This is a genomic window from Cupriavidus malaysiensis, from assembly GCF_001854325.1.
GTDB classification, from domain to species: domain Bacteria; phylum Pseudomonadota; class Gammaproteobacteria; order Burkholderiales; family Burkholderiaceae; genus Cupriavidus; species Cupriavidus malaysiensis.
In genome coordinates, this window is the sequence record NZ_CP017754.1 from 672,600 (window position 1) to 686,185 (window position 13,586).

12 protein-coding genes, 1 pseudogene and 2 riboswitches are annotated in these 13,586 nt (G+C 70.8%); of the genes and pseudogenes, 8 read left to right on the top strand and 5 right to left on the bottom strand.

All coding sequences use genetic code 11. The features are described 5' to 3' along the window. Window positions 1-60 precede the first annotated feature (60 nt). Together BKK80_RS37810 and BKK80_RS02870 are read right to left on the bottom strand one after the other, a co-directional pair. Window positions 61-1,605 (bottom strand): methyl-accepting chemotaxis protein, encoded by a 1,545-nt coding sequence (locus BKK80_RS37810; RefSeq protein ID WP_071068571.1) that lies wholly within the window; start codon window positions 1,603-1,605, stop codon window positions 61-63. Between the two features lie 244 nt (window positions 1,606-1,849). Beyond that, a complete protein-coding gene (locus tag BKK80_RS02870) occupies window positions 1,850-3,511 on the bottom strand; it encodes an acyl-CoA dehydrogenase family protein (RefSeq protein ID WP_071068572.1) in 1,662 nt (553 codons plus the stop codon). Between the two features lie 292 nt (window positions 3,512-3,803). Then, window positions 3,804-3,905, top strand: a riboswitch (TPP riboswitch). Window positions 3,906-4,009: 104 nt separating this feature from the next. Here BKK80_RS02870 and thiC point away from each other — a divergent pair. From thiC to BKK80_RS02900, 6 genes are all read left to right on the top strand, one after another. After that, the gene (gene thiC / locus BKK80_RS02875; protein WP_071010787.1) at window positions 4,010-5,893 is read left to right on the top strand and encodes a phosphomethylpyrimidine synthase ThiC; all 1,884 of its coding nucleotides are present in this window, start codon (window positions 4,010-4,012) and stop codon (window positions 5,891-5,893) included. A 138-nt stretch (window positions 5,894-6,031) separates the two neighbouring features. Then, window positions 6,032-7,198, top strand: a complete 1,167-nt coding sequence (locus tag BKK80_RS02880; protein WP_071010788.1) for an FAD-dependent oxidoreductase — start codon at window positions 6,032-6,034, stop codon at window positions 7,196-7,198. Window positions 7,199-7,213: 15 nt separating this feature from the next. Further along, window positions 7,214-7,411 (top strand): sulfur carrier protein ThiS, encoded by a 198-nt coding sequence (gene thiS / locus BKK80_RS02885; RefSeq protein WP_071068573.1) that lies wholly within the window; start codon window positions 7,214-7,216, stop codon window positions 7,409-7,411. A 4-nt stretch (window positions 7,412-7,415) separates the two neighbouring features. Beyond that, window positions 7,416-8,252, top strand: a complete 837-nt coding sequence (locus BKK80_RS02890; protein ID WP_071010790.1) for a thiazole synthase — start codon at window positions 7,416-7,418, stop codon at window positions 8,250-8,252. Then, complete coding sequence (locus BKK80_RS02895; protein ID WP_071010791.1) at window positions 8,249-9,391, top strand: thiamine phosphate synthase; 1,143 nt, start codon at window positions 8,249-8,251, stop codon at window positions 9,389-9,391. The genes BKK80_RS02890 and BKK80_RS02895 overlap by 4 nt, the downstream gene beginning before the upstream one ends. A 401-nt stretch (window positions 9,392-9,792) precedes the next feature. Continuing rightward, window positions 9,793-10,314, top strand: a complete 522-nt coding sequence (locus BKK80_RS02900) for a GNAT family N-acetyltransferase (RefSeq protein WP_071010792.1) — start codon at window positions 9,793-9,795, stop codon at window positions 10,312-10,314. 33 nt (window positions 10,315-10,347) lie between these two features. Here BKK80_RS02900 and BKK80_RS37310 read toward each other — a convergent pair. Continuing rightward, window positions 10,348-10,866, bottom strand: a pseudogene (locus BKK80_RS37310) (AAA-type ATPase lid domain-containing protein); the annotation flags it as partial. A gap of 26 nt (window positions 10,867-10,892) precedes the next feature. On the opposite strand from BKK80_RS37310, the gene BKK80_RS02910 reads away from it, so the two are divergent. Next, entirely contained in the window at window positions 10,893-11,114 is a 222-nt protein-coding gene (locus tag BKK80_RS02910) for an acyl-CoA carboxylase biotin carboxyl carrier protein subunit (protein ID WP_071010794.1), read from the top strand. A gap of 77 nt (window positions 11,115-11,191) precedes the next feature. Continuing rightward, window positions 11,192-11,644: a PaaI family thioesterase gene (locus BKK80_RS02915; protein WP_071016002.1), complete on the top strand. Its 453-nt coding sequence runs from the start codon at window positions 11,192-11,194 to the stop codon at window positions 11,642-11,644. Between the two features lie 374 nt (window positions 11,645-12,018). Here the strand turns inward: BKK80_RS02915 and BKK80_RS02920 are convergent, their stop codons facing one another. Both BKK80_RS02920 and thiD read right to left on the bottom strand, forming a co-directional pair. Continuing rightward, the gene (locus BKK80_RS02920) at window positions 12,019-12,459 is read right to left on the bottom strand and encodes a PGDYG domain-containing protein (RefSeq protein ID WP_071010795.1); all 441 of its coding nucleotides are present in this window, start codon (window positions 12,457-12,459) and stop codon (window positions 12,019-12,021) included. A gap of 28 nt (window positions 12,460-12,487) precedes the next feature. Beyond that, the gene (thiD, locus tag BKK80_RS02925; protein WP_071037582.1) at window positions 12,488-13,333 is read right to left on the bottom strand and encodes a bifunctional hydroxymethylpyrimidine kinase/phosphomethylpyrimidine kinase; all 846 of its coding nucleotides are present in this window, start codon (window positions 13,331-13,333) and stop codon (window positions 12,488-12,490) included. 99 nt (window positions 13,334-13,432) lie between these two features. Beyond that, window positions 13,433-13,562, top strand: a riboswitch (S-adenosyl-L-homocysteine riboswitch). The last annotated feature ends 24 nt before the right edge of the window (window positions 13,563-13,586 follow it).

Below are 13,586 nucleotides of genomic sequence, written 5' to 3' on the forward strand. Positions count from 1 at the left end.
GCGGCGGGGCAGGGTGCTGCGGCACCGCGCCCCATGCCTCGGTCCGGGCCGAGGCTCCGCTCAGGCCGCGGCCAGGCGGAAGGCGCCGACCGCCTCGCGCAGCTTGGCCGCCTGGTCGTCGAGCGACTGCGCCGCGGCCGCGGCTTCCTCCACCAGCGCGGCGTTCTGCTGCGTGACCTGGTCCATCTGGCCGACCGCCTGGTTCACCTGGGTGATGCCCGCGCTCTGTTCGCCGGAAGCGGCGGCGATCTCCGCGATGATGTCCGACACGCGCTTCACCGCCTGGCGGATCTCCTCCATGGTGCCGCCGACGCTCTCCGCCTGCTGCGAGCCTTCACGCACGGTCGTTACCGAGGTGTCGATCAGTTCCTTGATTTCCTTGGCCGCGCTCGACGAGCGCTGGGCCAGGCTGCGCACCTCGCCGGCCACCACGGCGAAGCCGCGCCCCTGCTCGCCCGCGCGCGCAGCTTCCACCGCTGCGTTCAGTGCCAGGATGTTGGTCTGGAAGGCGATGCCCTCGATCAGTCCGGTGATCTCGGCGATGCGGCCGGCGTTGTCGCTGATGGCGGTCATGGTGCTGGCCATCTGCTGCACCGAGGCGCTGCCTTGTTCGGCCACGCTGGCGGCATTGGCGGCCAGCGAGCTGGCCTGGCGCGCGTTGTCGGCATTGTGCTTGACCGTGGTGGTCAGCTCTTCCATGCTCGATGCGGTTTCTTCCAGCGACGCGGCCTGCTGCTCGGTGCGCGAGGAGAGATCGGTGTTGCCCGCGGCGATCTGGCTGGCCGCCACCGTCACCGACTCGGTCGAGCGCCGCACCTCGCCCAGCGTGGCGGCGACGCGCTCCACCAGGCGGTTGAAGGCGTCGGCGGTACGGCCCACCTCGTCCAGCCGGCCCACCGTGGCGCGGTGGCCGAGGTCGAGCGTCGTGCTGACGTGTTCGAGCGAGCCCTGGATCTGTGCCAGGCTGTCATGGATGCGGCGGTAGAGCGAGAAGGCGAGCACGGCGGTGATCAGGATGGCCATCGCGATGGCGATCGAGAAGGCGCGCACCGCGAAGGTGTAGGCGGCCTTGTTGCTGGCGACCAGCTCGGCACCCATGCGCGCATTGTAGTCGCCGTGATCGAGGATGGCCTTGCGCAGTGCGGCGGAGGCCTGGTCGAGTTCGCCGCGCACCAGCATCAGGTGCGTTTCGGCGTCGCCGCTGGCGCGCGATTTCTCCAGGAACGGTCCCTGCGCGGCGCGGTAGCGCGACATGGCTGCGCGGTCGGTCTCGAGCATCTTGCGGTCGGTGTCGTCGGAGATGTCCTCGCGCTCGTACTTGGAGAGGGCGGTCTCGAAGCTCTTGGCGGCATCGGCCAGCATGCCTTCTGCTTCGCTTTTCAGTTCCGGGGTATCGGCGAGCGCATGGCGGTAGAGCGCCACCCGCATGGACGTGACGGCGCGCTCCATGGTGTCGAGGTCGCGCACGCTGGTGAGGGTGTTGTCGTTGAAGTACTCGAAGCGCTCTTCCGAGCGGCTCATCTGCCAGATGCCGCCGAGGCCGACGAAGAGCAGTGCCAGCAGGGCCAGCGACAGGGTGAGCAACAAGCGTTGGGACAGGTTCATTGGGGGAACGGATGCGAATGCAGCGCCGCCTCGTGTGACGAATGGGATCCAGGCGGCGCTTTTTATTGTTTCAGCTTGCCGCTACCACGTGACGGTTTACGGCGTGCCGCCCCTGCCCCTGAAGTGCCATCTCGTTCCGGATACAAAAGGGCTCGCCGCGCCACAGGAAAACGGGGCGCTCGCGCGCCCCGTCCTCGTCTCATGTCTCAGCGTGGTGTATCGGCGGCGGCAGCCGCGGCCCGCTTCAGGCCGGCCAGGCGCGTGCCGCCACGCGGCGCAGTGTCTCGGGCGGCGCATCCAGCGTGCCGAAGACGCGGCCGTGCTGGTGCCCGAGCCGGCTGGCGACGAACAGTGCGGCGCTTTCGGCATCGGCATGGGCCAGCATCAGCGCCGCCTGCGCGGTCAGCACCAGGCCCTGGGCGAAACGCCGGGCACCGGCTTCGAGCGTGTCGGGCGCGGCGCGCAGCTGCGCCTGCAGCGAAGCCAGCTCGGCCCGCACCGCCGGGTGGCCGCCCGCGCGCTGGGCCAGGTCCTGCAGCAGCCGTGCGCCGTCCTCCGGGCTGCGCTGCAGCGCACGCAGCACATCCAGGCACATGATGTTGCCCGAGCCTTCCCAGATCGAGTTGACCGGCGCCTCGCGGTACAGGCGCGCCATCGGGCTCTCCTCGACGTAACCGTTGCCGCCCCACACCTCCATCGCCTCGCCGGTGGCCTCGATGGTGCGCTTGCAGACCCAGAACTTGGCGGCGGGCGTGACCACGCGCTTCCAGGCCGAGGCCAGCGCGTCGCCGTCGGCGCGCTCGAAGGCATGGGCCAGTTCCATCATCAGCAGCGTGGCGGCGGTGCTTTCCAAGGCCAGGTCGGCCAGCACGTTGTCCATCAGCGGCTGGTCGGCCAGCAGCCGGCCGAAGGCCATGCGGTGGCGCGCGTGATGCAGGGACTGCACCAGCGCCGCGCGCAGCAGTGCCGCGCTGCCGATCACGCAATCCAGCCGCGTGTAGGTCGCCATCTCGATGATGGTGGGGATGCCGCGCCCTTCCTCGCCGATCAGGATGCCGGTGGCGTCGCGGAACTCGACTTCGCTGCTCGAGTTGGAACGGTTGCCGAGCTTGTCCTTGAGGCGCTGGATCTGCACCGCGTTCTTGCTGCCGTCGTCGCGCCAGCGCGGCACGAAGAAGCACGACAGCGGCCCGTCCTCCGCGCCCACGCGCGCCACCACCAGGTGCGCGTCGCACATCGGCGCGGAGAAGAACCACTTGTGGCCGGTCAGCGCGTATGCGGCGCCGCGTCCCTCGCCGCGCAGCGGGCGCGCCACCGTGGTGTTGCTGCGCACGTCCGAGCCGCCCTGCTTCTCGGTCATGCCCATGCCGATCATGATGGCGCGCTTGTCGCGCCAGGGCAGGTCGCGGGCGTCGTGCTCGGCGCTGTACAAGCGCGGTGCCAGTTCGGCGAACAGCGCGCTCTCCTTGGCCAGCACCGGGATGCTGGCCAGCGTCATGGTGACCGGGCACAGCGAGCCGGCCTCGACCTGGGCCTGCAGGAAATAGCCGGCGGTGCGCGCCGCCCAGGCGCCCTCGCGCGGCTGCGAGAACGGCAGCGCCTGGAGCTGCTGGCCGCGCAGCAGGCCCAGCAGGCTGTGCCAGCTGGCATGGAAGTCGACGCGGTCGATGCGCTCGCCGGTGCGGCTGTGGGTGTGCAGCTCCGGCGGGTGGCGGTTGGCCTGCGCGCCCCACTCCAGCACCTCGGGCTGGCCCAGGCGCGCGCCGAAATCCTCCAGCGCGCCGGCATGCCAGGCGCCGCCCAGCCGGTCCAGCGCGGTCCGCAGCGCCGGGTCGGTGGCGAAGAGGTTGTACCCGGACAGCTCGGGCACCTGGTTGAACACGCGGTGCGTGGCGGCGTCGGTCATCTTGTCCTGTCTCCTGGCTGAGGGGCTGGGGCTGCGTTGCGACGGTCCTGCTGCTGGCATGGTAGGCCATTTGCCGGACATTCCCGTAAGGCGGCGGCCGGCGGCGCGCTGTCCGGCCGCCGCGCGTGGCGGCACTGGTGCCACCGCGCGAGCCTGCATGGGTCCATGGCGGCACGCGGGGTGCCCCCGCAGCCGCTTGGTGGCGGCACCCCCGGCGCGCTGCGTCCCGCAGGCGCGCCGTTTCGAAACAAGGCTGGCGCCTGCACCCTGCTTGTGCTTAAATTGAGCCCGTTGGATGAAACAGGGGTGCCGCGCGGATGGGCCGTGCGGCTGAGAGAGTCCCTTCGAACCCGATCCGGCTAGTACCGGCGTGGGAAGTTTCATGTAAGCCGAACCGCTCTGCCTTTCGCAAGGCACATGCCCCCCCGGCCAAACCGGCACGGCATGCTCACCGCGCTCCTGGTTTCGTCCATCCCCCGCACGAGAGAGGACGACACTATGGCCCGCAACAATTCCGCCCCCGCCGCATCCTTCGAGACGCTCGCCAGCGATCTCGACCAGAAGTTTGCCTACCCGGCTTCCAGCAAGACCTACCTGACCGGCAGCCGGCCCGATATCCGCGTGCCCTCGCGCACCATCCTGCAGACCGCCACGCGCACCGAGAAGGGCGAGATGGCCAACCCGCCGATCCCGGTCTACGACACCTCGGGTCCTTACAGCGATCCCGACGTGCATATCGACCTCAAGGCAGGCCTGCCTTCGGTGCGCGGCAAGTGGATCGAGGAGCGCGGCGACACGGAAATCCTGTCCGGCCTGTCCTCCGAGTACGGGCGCGCACGCGCCAACGATCCCGCCACGGCCCACCTGCGCTTCTCGCAACTGACCAATCCGCGCCGCGCCAAGGCCGGTGCCAATGTCTCCCAGATGCACTATGCGCGCCGCGGCATCGTCACGCCGGAGATGGAGTATGTTGCGCTGCGCGAATCGCTGAACCTGCAGGCGCTGTACGACAAGCCCGAGTACAAGGCGCTGCTGCGCCAGCACCCCGGCAACGCGCTGGGCGCCGGCCTGCCGCTGCGTCCGGAAGACATCACGCCCGAGTTCGTGCGCAAGGAAATCGCCGCCGGCCGCGCCATCATCCCCGCCAACATCAACCACACCGAACTGGAGCCGATGGCGATCGGGCGCAATTTCCGCGTCAAGATCAACGGCAACCTCGGCAATTCGGCCGTGACCTCCTCGCTGGCCGAGGAAGTGGAAAAGATGGTGTGGTCGATCCGCTGGGGCGCGGACACCATCATGGACCTGTCCACCGGCAAGCACATCCACGAAACGCGCGAATGGATCCTGCGCAATTCGCCGGTGCCGATCGGCACGGTGCCGATCTACCAGGCGCTGGACAAGACCGGTGGCATCGCCGAGGACCTGACCTGGGAGATGTTCCGCGACACGCTGATCGAGCAGGCCGAGCAGGGCGTGGACTACTTCACCATCCACGCCGGCGTGCTGCTGCGCTACGTGCCGCTGACCGCTGACCGCGTCACCGGCATCGTTTCGCGCGGCGGCTCGATCATGGCCAAGTGGTGCCTGGCCCACCACAAGGAAAACTTCCTGTACACGCACTTCGACGAGATCTGCGAGATCATGAAGGCGTACGACGTGTCGTTCAGCCTGGGCGACGGCCTGCGTCCGGGCTGCATCGCCGATTCCAACGACGATGCCCAGTTCGGCGAACTGCGCACCCTGGGCGAACTGACCGCCAAGGCGTGGCAGCACGATGTGCAGGTGATGATCGAAGGTCCGGGCCACGTGCCGCTGCAGCGCATCCAGGCCAATATGGACGAGGAGCTGAAGCACTGCTACGAAGCCCCGTTCTACACCCTGGGACCGCTGGTCACCGACATCGCGCCGGGCTACGACCATATCACCAGCGGCATCGGCGCCGCCAATATCGGCTGGATGGGCACCGCCATGCTGTGCTACGTCACGCCCAAGGAGCACCTGGGCCTGCCCGACAAGGAAGACGTGCGCGAAGGCATCATCACCTACAAGATCGCGGCGCACGCGGCCGATCTCGCCAAGGGCTGGCCGGGCGCGCAGCTGCGTGACAACGCGCTGTCCAAGGCCCGCTTCGAGTTCCGCTGGGAAGACCAGTTCAACCTCGGCCTCGATCCGGAGCGCGCGCGCTCGTACCACGATGCCACGCTGCCGGCCGAAGGCGCCAAGATCGCGCACTTCTGCTCGATGTGCGGCCCGAAGTTCTGCTCGATGAAGATCACGCAGGAAGTGCGCGACTACGCCGCCTCGCTGCCCGAGGCCGAGAAGGGCATGCAGGAGAAGTCGATCGAGTTCGTCAAGCAAGGCGGCAAGATCTACTCGTAAGGCTTCGGCCCACACGCCACGCGGGCATGCCCGCGATCCCGGAGCGGTCCGCGCGCCTGGCGCGCCGGCCGCTCCCAGATGCACAGGAGGCCGGCCGCGCGGCGCACAGGCGCCCGCGCGGCCGGCACAACGAATCCCATGACACAGCAGTCGTTTGATGTCGCCATTCTCGGCGCCGGCCTGTCCGGGCGCATCGCCGCCTGGTTGCTTTCACGCGCCGGCGCGCGCGTGGCCCTGGTCGAGCGCATGGGCCCGGATGGCGCGGGCTCGGCCGCCCACGTGGCGGCGGCCATGCTGGCCCCGCTGGCGGAATCCGCCATCGCCGAGCGCCGCATCGTCGAGCTGGGCATTGCCAGCGTCGACCTGTGGCGCGCCTGGGTGGCCGAGCTGCCCGAGCCGGTCTTCTTCCAGGAAGATGGCACGCTGGTCGTATGGCATGCGCGCGACCGCGCCGAGATGTCGCTGTTCACCAGCCGCGTGCGCGCGGTGGCGCCACCGGAACTGGTAGCCGAGCGCATGCGTGCGCTCGACGCGCGCGGCGTGGCCGAACTGGAGCCCGCGCTGGCGGGCCGCTTCCAGCAGGGCCTGCTGCTGGCCGGCGAGGGGCAGCTCGATAATCGCGGTGCCTTGCGCTCACTGCTTCACTGCGCGGTGGCCGAAGGCGTGCATTGCGTGTGGGAGGCTGGCGAAGTGGAGGCCGGAGACCTGCCCGGCCTGGGCATCCGCGCCGATGTGGTGCTCGATTGCCGTGGACTGGGAGCGCGCCGCGACTGGCCGGCCCAGGCCGCCGGTGGCATGCCGGGCCTGCGCGGCCTGCGCGGCGAGGTGGTGCGCGTGCATGCGCCCGAGGTCAAGCTGCACCGCCCGGTGCGCCTGCTGCACCCGCGCTATCCGATCTACATCGCGCCCAAGCCCAACGACCTCTATGTGATCGGCGCCACCGAGCTGGAAAGCGAGGATGATTCGCCGATGAGCGTGCGCTCCGCGCTGGAACTGCTGTCGGCGGCCTACTCGCTCGATCCGGCCTTCGGCGAGGCGCGCGTGCTGGAACTCAATGTGCAGCGGCGTCCCACGCGGCCAGACCACCTGCCGGCCATCCGTGTCGACCAGCAGGCGCGCGTGGTGCGCCTCAACGGCCTGTACCGGCATGGTTTCCTGATCGCCCCGGCGGTGACCGAGGCGGCTTGCGCCGTGGTGCGCGCGCTGCTGGGCGGGGATCCCGCCGCGCACGCCGTGCCGGCGGCGCTGCGCTGGCCCGGCATGATCGAGACCGATGCTTCCAGGCCGCTGGCCACGCTGCACTGACGCCGAATGGAAACCATGGAAATCCTGCTCAACGGCCGTCCCTTCGCCCTCGAAGCGCCGGCCACGCTGGCGGACGCGGCGACGCGCGCCGGCATCGCGCCGCCCTTCGCGGCGGCGCTGAACGGCAACTTCGTGCCGCGTGTCGCCCATGCGGCCACCGCGCTCGCCGCCGGCGACCGCGTCGATCTCGTGCAACCCGTGACGGGAGGCTGAACCGATGACATTGCAAGCAAGCCCCGCCGCGCGCGATCCCTTCGTGCTGTACGGCGAGACCTTCGACTCGCGCCTGCTGCTGGGCACCGCGCGCTATCCCTCGCCGGCCACGCTGCAGGCCGCAGTCGAGGCCTCCCATCCCGCCATGCTGACGGTGGCGCTGCGCCGCCAGGGCGCCGTCGGCGACGGCGAGGGCGGCCATGCCTTCTGGCAGATGCTCAAGTCGCTGGCGGTGCCGGTGCTGCCCAATACCGCCGGCTGCCTGGCGCCGCAGGAAGCGATCACCACCGCCATGATGGCGCGCGAGGTGTTCGAGACCGATTGGATCAAGCTCGAGCTGGTCGGCGACGACTACACGCTGCAGCCCGACACGCTGAACCTGCCGGCGGTGGCCGAGACCTTGATCAAGGAAGGCTTCAAGGTGCTGCCCTATTGCACCGAAGACCTGGTGCTGTGCCGCCGCCTGCTCGACGTCGGCTGCCAGGCGCTGATGCCCTGGGCCGCACCCATCGGCACCGGCAAAGGCGCGGTCAACCCGCATGCGATGCGCGTGCTGCGCGAGCGCCTGCCCGATACGCCGCTGATCGTCGATGCCGGCCTGGGCCTGCCTTCGCATGCGGCCCAGGTGCTCGAATGGGGCTATGACGGCGTGCTGCTGAATACGGCGGTCGCGCAGGCGGCCTATCCGGTGGAGATGGCGCGCGCGTTCGCTCTGGCGGTGGCCGCGGGCCGCACTGCCTACCTGGCCGGTCCGATGCCGGAGCGCGAGATCGCGCAGGCCAGCACGCCGGTGGTCGGCATGCCGTTCTGGCATGCCACCGGCACGGGGGGCGCGGCATGAGCGCGCACGGCGTGCAGGCGGCGTGCGACGCCGCATTGCGCCAGCAGCTGCTGGCGCGCCACGGCGCCACCTTCGGCGCCGCCGACCAGGCCTGGCGCGCCTGGCGCCTGCAGGATGCGCCCGCGCTGCTGCAGGACCATGACGTGCTGCTGGCCGATGGCGAGGCCGAGCCGCCGGTGATCGCCCGCGTGGCGGCAGCCGGCGCGGTGCTGATCTGCAGCGAGCGCGAGGGCGGACAGTGGATCGACACCGTGCATTCGCCGATGGGCACCTGGGTGCTGGGCGCTGGCGCGGATAGTGACGCGCCGCATGGCCCCGGCTTCGTCGCCGTGCTGCTGGCCTGCCTGCAGATGCATTTCCCCGCCCATGACGCGCTTTGCCTGGCGCGAGCCTGGCGTACCGGCACGCTGGACTGGCCGGATGCCTTCGCGCGCTTCCCGCAGGTGCGCCATCCCGCGCTGGCCGCGCCCGACCAGTTGCCGCCCGCCTTCCCGCCGTGCCCCGCCCTGGGGCTGTACGCGGTGGTGCCCGACGCCGACTGGATCGAGCGCCTGGTCGCCCTGGCGGTGCCGACCGTGCAGCTGCGCTTCAAGTCGGACGACGCCCAGGCGGTGCAGCGCGAAGTCGAGCGCGCCGCGCTGGCCGCGCGCGGCTCCGCCTCGCGGCTGTTCATCAACGACCACTGGCGCATCGCCGTCGCCTGGCATGCCGCGCACGGCAACGACAGCGCGCGCAGCGGAATCTACGGCATCCACCTCGGCCAGGAAGACCTCGACGAGGCCGACCTCTACGCCCTGCGCGCCAGCGGCCTGCACCTGGGGGTGTCCACCCACGGCTACGCCGAGATGCTGCGCGTAGCGACGCTGCGGCCGAGCTACCTGGCGCTGGGCGCGATCTTCCCCACCACCACCAAGGTCATGCCCACCGCGCCGCAGGGCCTGGGCCGTTTCCAGGCCTATGTGCGCCTGATGCAGCCGGTGGTGCCCTCGCTGGTCGGCATCGGCGGTGTGGATGCCGCGCGCCTGCCGCAGGTGCTGGCGACGGGCGTCGGCAGCGCGGCCGTGGTGCGCGCGATCACCGAGGCGGCCGATGTGCCGGCCGCGGTGGCAAACCTGAAGGGGATGTTCCCGGCGGGGTAGGGCGGGGACTGGCGCTGGCCGGCATGGCTGGCATCGCGGGGGGGGCGGGCCATACCGTTGGCTTTGATTCTGTGCTTGCGTGTTGGGCCACACCGCTGGCTTCGTTTGGGCGTGGCGCCTTGTTAGCCCACCCCTCTCCCAGGCCCTCTCCCCGTGAGGGGAGAGGGGGAACACCTGTTGGTTCTGTCGAGCGGCGCGGGTGCGCGTGTTGGCTCTCCCGATCGGCTTGGGCGCATCCGGATGGCTTCGCCCGGCGCGACGAGATTCGCTTCGCGCCGGTTCGCTCCCCTCTCCCGCCGGGGGTGAGGGCAGGCGCCGGCAGGCCGTGGCGGCCTGGCTCACGCCATCGGTTTCGACCCGGCCTCATCCTGGCCTCATCCCGGCCTCATCCCTGTCTTCCCATGCCCTACCAGGTCCGCCTCGCCGCCATCGACGACCTCGCCGCCTTGCCGTCCATCGAGCGTGCCGCCGCTGCGCTGTTTCCTGCCGATGACCTGCCGCCCGCGCTGCGCGCGCAGACCTTGCCCGCGCAGGACCTGTGCGATGCCCAGCGGCAGGGCCGCTTGTGGGTGGCGCAGGCCGGCGACGGCACGGTGGCCGGTTTCGCGCTGGCGAGCCGGTCCGGCGCGCAGGCCTTCCTCGACGAGATGGACGTCCATCCGGCGCACGCCCGCCGCGGCATCGGCCGCGCGCTGGTGGCGGCGGTGGTGCAGTGGGCGCGCGCGCAGGGGCTGGTGTCGCTTGGGCTGACCACCTTCTCGCACCTGCCCTGGAACGCGCCGTTCTATGCGAGGCTGGGCTTCGTCGCGCTGGCACCGGCGGCGCTGTGCCCGCACTTGTCGGCGGCGCTCGCGGGCGAGGCCGCACTCGGTCTGCGCCGGCGCGTGGCGATGCGGCTGCCGCTGGACGCGGTCGCGGACTGACGGGGCGGGCCGCGGCGCCGCGCGGCAGCCGCTTCAGGCGCGCTCGCCGCGCGCCAGGATCTGGTACAGGTGGGAGCGCGGGATGCCGAGTGCGTGGGCGGCCTGCTTCTTGTTGCCGCCATGCCGCGTGATGGCCTGCAGCACGGCTTCGTGGGCCAGCGCGCGCAGCGGCGCGTCGGCCTGCGGCGTGGGCGGGGCGTCCACGGGCGCCGGTGCGTCCAGGGCGGTGGCGACCTGGGCGGTGGCGGGCGCCAGGCCGGCCGGCGGTGTTTCGGCCAGTACGGCGGCCAGGCTTCCCTCGCCGCGCGCGAAATCCGCCACGCGCAGCCGGTGGCCGTCGCAGAACACCAGCGCCTCCTCGATCTTCTGGCGCAGCTGGCGCAAGTTGCCGGGCCAGCGCCGCGTCGCCAGGTGGCGCGCCACGTCGGGCGCGATTTCCGGCACCGGCACCTGGTTGCGCTCGCATCAGGCACGCACGAAGTGCTGCAGCAGGGCGGGGATGTCCTCCAGCCGCTGGCCCAGCGCAGGCACGCGCAGCACGACGCCGCTCAGCCCCCAATTCCACCAAGAGAGGCCTGATGTCCCGAGTGTCCCAGTTCGAAGCCGCCGTCAGCGGCCATGTTTCCTCCATCGCCATCGCCGCAGGCGCTACCATTGCGGCCGGCGACGTCCTGATGGTCATCGAGTCCATGAAGATGGAAATCCCGCTCGAGGCCGAGTCCGGGGGCGTCGTCAAGGCCACCCTGGTGCAGCCCGGCGACGCCGTCGCCGAGGGCCAGCCGGTGGTGGAGATCGAGTAAGGCGCCAGGCGCGCTGCGACGCCGTCCCGCGCGGGACGGCGCGCCCGTGTCCCAGGCAAGCCAAGCCAGCCATGCAGATGAGTTCCTACACCCTCCCCGAGATCGTGCCGGCAGCGCCGGGCACCTCCGACAAGCCCTACTTCGGCATCGACGTTCCGCTGATGCGCTATTTCGGCCTGCAGCCGGTCCGCATGGAGGAGGGCCTGTGCCATACGCGCCTGCCGGCGCATCCAGCGCTGGTGAACAGCCGTGGCGACGTGCATGGCGGCACGCTGATGGCCACGCTCGACTTCACGCTCAGCGGTGCCGCGCGCTCCCACGCGCCGCTGGAGACCGGTGTCATCACCATCGACATGTCCACCCATTTCCTTGCGGCGGCGCGTGGTGAGCTGACGCTGGAGGCACGCTGCATCCGCCGCGGCGCGCGCATCGCTTTCTGTGAGGGCGAGGTGAAGGACGCCGCCGGCAATGTGGTGTGCGTGGCGCGGGCAGCGTTCAAGCTGGTGCCGCTGTCCAGCGGCGGGGATTGAACGGGGGCAGGCTTGGTTCTCGTGCCCGCGTGCTCGATCACACCGTTGGTTCCGGTGTTGGGCTCGTGTGCTGGATCACACCGAGGGCTTCGCTGGATGTGGCGCCTTGCTAGACCACCCCTCACCCCCGCTTCCCCCCATGCGGGGAGAGGGAGCCAAGACCGTGTGCTTGGCGATTGGTGTTGGCGCATCTCGTCGGCTTCGTCCAGCGCGATGGCATTCGCGCCGCGCCGGTTGGCCCCCCTCTCCCACTTGCGGGAGAGGGGCCGGGGGTGGGGGCTGGCGCCGGCCACCCGTGGCGGGTCGCATAGCCAGCACAGGCCTCGCCGATCCTGTCTGCGGGCGAGGCCGGCAGATCCCTCTTCCCCGCCGCTTCAGCCGGCCTTGACGTACCGTCGGTACACCTGCTCGAAACGCACCCGCTCCGTGATGCCGTAGTCTCCCGGCGCGTACTGCATCAGCCAGTCGCCGGCCTTGCCCGTCAGCACGTCGCCGCCGGCGCTGCGCGCGATGGCGAAGGGGGCGTTCATGGCCTTGGCCAGCACCGGGATCGGTTGGTTGCGGTAGGCGCCGTCCTCGCCGTGCGCCAGCGGCGGCACGGCCTCATAGCGGGCGTCGAAGCGTTCGCGCGAGACGCACCAGCGGTCGCCGCCGGCACTGGCGACGATGGCGTCGCCCGGGCGGTAGCGGTTGGGGCCTTCGCGGCTGATCAGTTCTCCGGGCGCGGTGGCGAAGGCCACCGTCACCACTTCGTGCTTGACGTAGTGCGCGGCCTCGGGGTCATGGCGCAGGTCGATGTCGGTCAGGGTCTGCATGCGATGTTCCGTGCAAAAAAGATAGGGCTCAGCCGAGCGTGCGCGGGGCGAAGCCGTGGTTGAGCGGGCCGTTGCCGGCGCCGAGCCGCAGCCCGGCGCCGGCGGCGATGGCCTGGGCGACGAAGTCCAGGCCGCCGGCCACGGCGTCTTCCAGTGCCTGGCCGCGCGCGAGCTGCGCCGTCACCGCGGCAGCCAGCGTGCAGCCGGTGCCGTGCAGGTTGCGGGTGGCGATGCGCGGGTGGGTGAAGACGCGCACACGGCCGTCGGCATGCATCAGCAGGTCGTCCAGTCCTTGGTTCTCGGCGCCGTCCTCGAGGTGACCGCCCTTGAGCAGCACGGCGCGGCAGCCCATCGCCAGCAGTTCGCGCGCGGCGGCTTCCATCTCGGCGCGATGCGCGATGCGCCGGCCCAGCAGGTGGGAGGCTTCGGGCAGGTTCGGGGTGACCAGCATGGCGCGCGGGAACAGCTCGCGCACCATGGCCTCGGCGGTGGCGTCGTCGGACAGCGTGGCGCCCGAGGTGGCGATCATCACCGGGTCCACCACCAGCTTGCCGATACCGTGCCGGTCCACCGCCGCGGCCACGGCCTCCACGATGCCCGCGCTGCCCAGCATGCCTGTCTTGGCCGCATCGACGCCGATATCTCCAGCCACCGCATCGATCTGCGCGGCCACCATGGCCGGCGGGATGGCATGCACGCCGCTTACGCCGAGCGTGTTCTGCGCGGTGATCGCGGTGATCGCGCTCATGCCGTAGCAGCCGAGCGCGGCGAAGGTCTTGAGGTCGGCCTGGATGCCGGCGCCGCCGCCGGAGTCGGAGCCGGCGATGGTCAGGGCGCGGGGTGGCGAGAGGGGGCGAGGTGGCGTCGGATTCATGTCGGGCGTGCGTGCGGCGGCAGGCAAGGGCTGGCGGATGCCAGCAAAGAAATCGGATCCCGGCGGTGCGCACGGCCGCCGGGCACGCTACAATAGCGCCACTCCGAGGAGCGTTGCAACGGATCCGCCTCCTTTCCCCGGTGCCGGCCTGATACTTCCCTTTCAGGCCCGCCGCCAGGATTGGGCGCTTCCGCCAGGCTCGGACTGTCTTCAACGGCGCTCGCTGATCCGTGGTCTGCACGGAGGCGAGTCG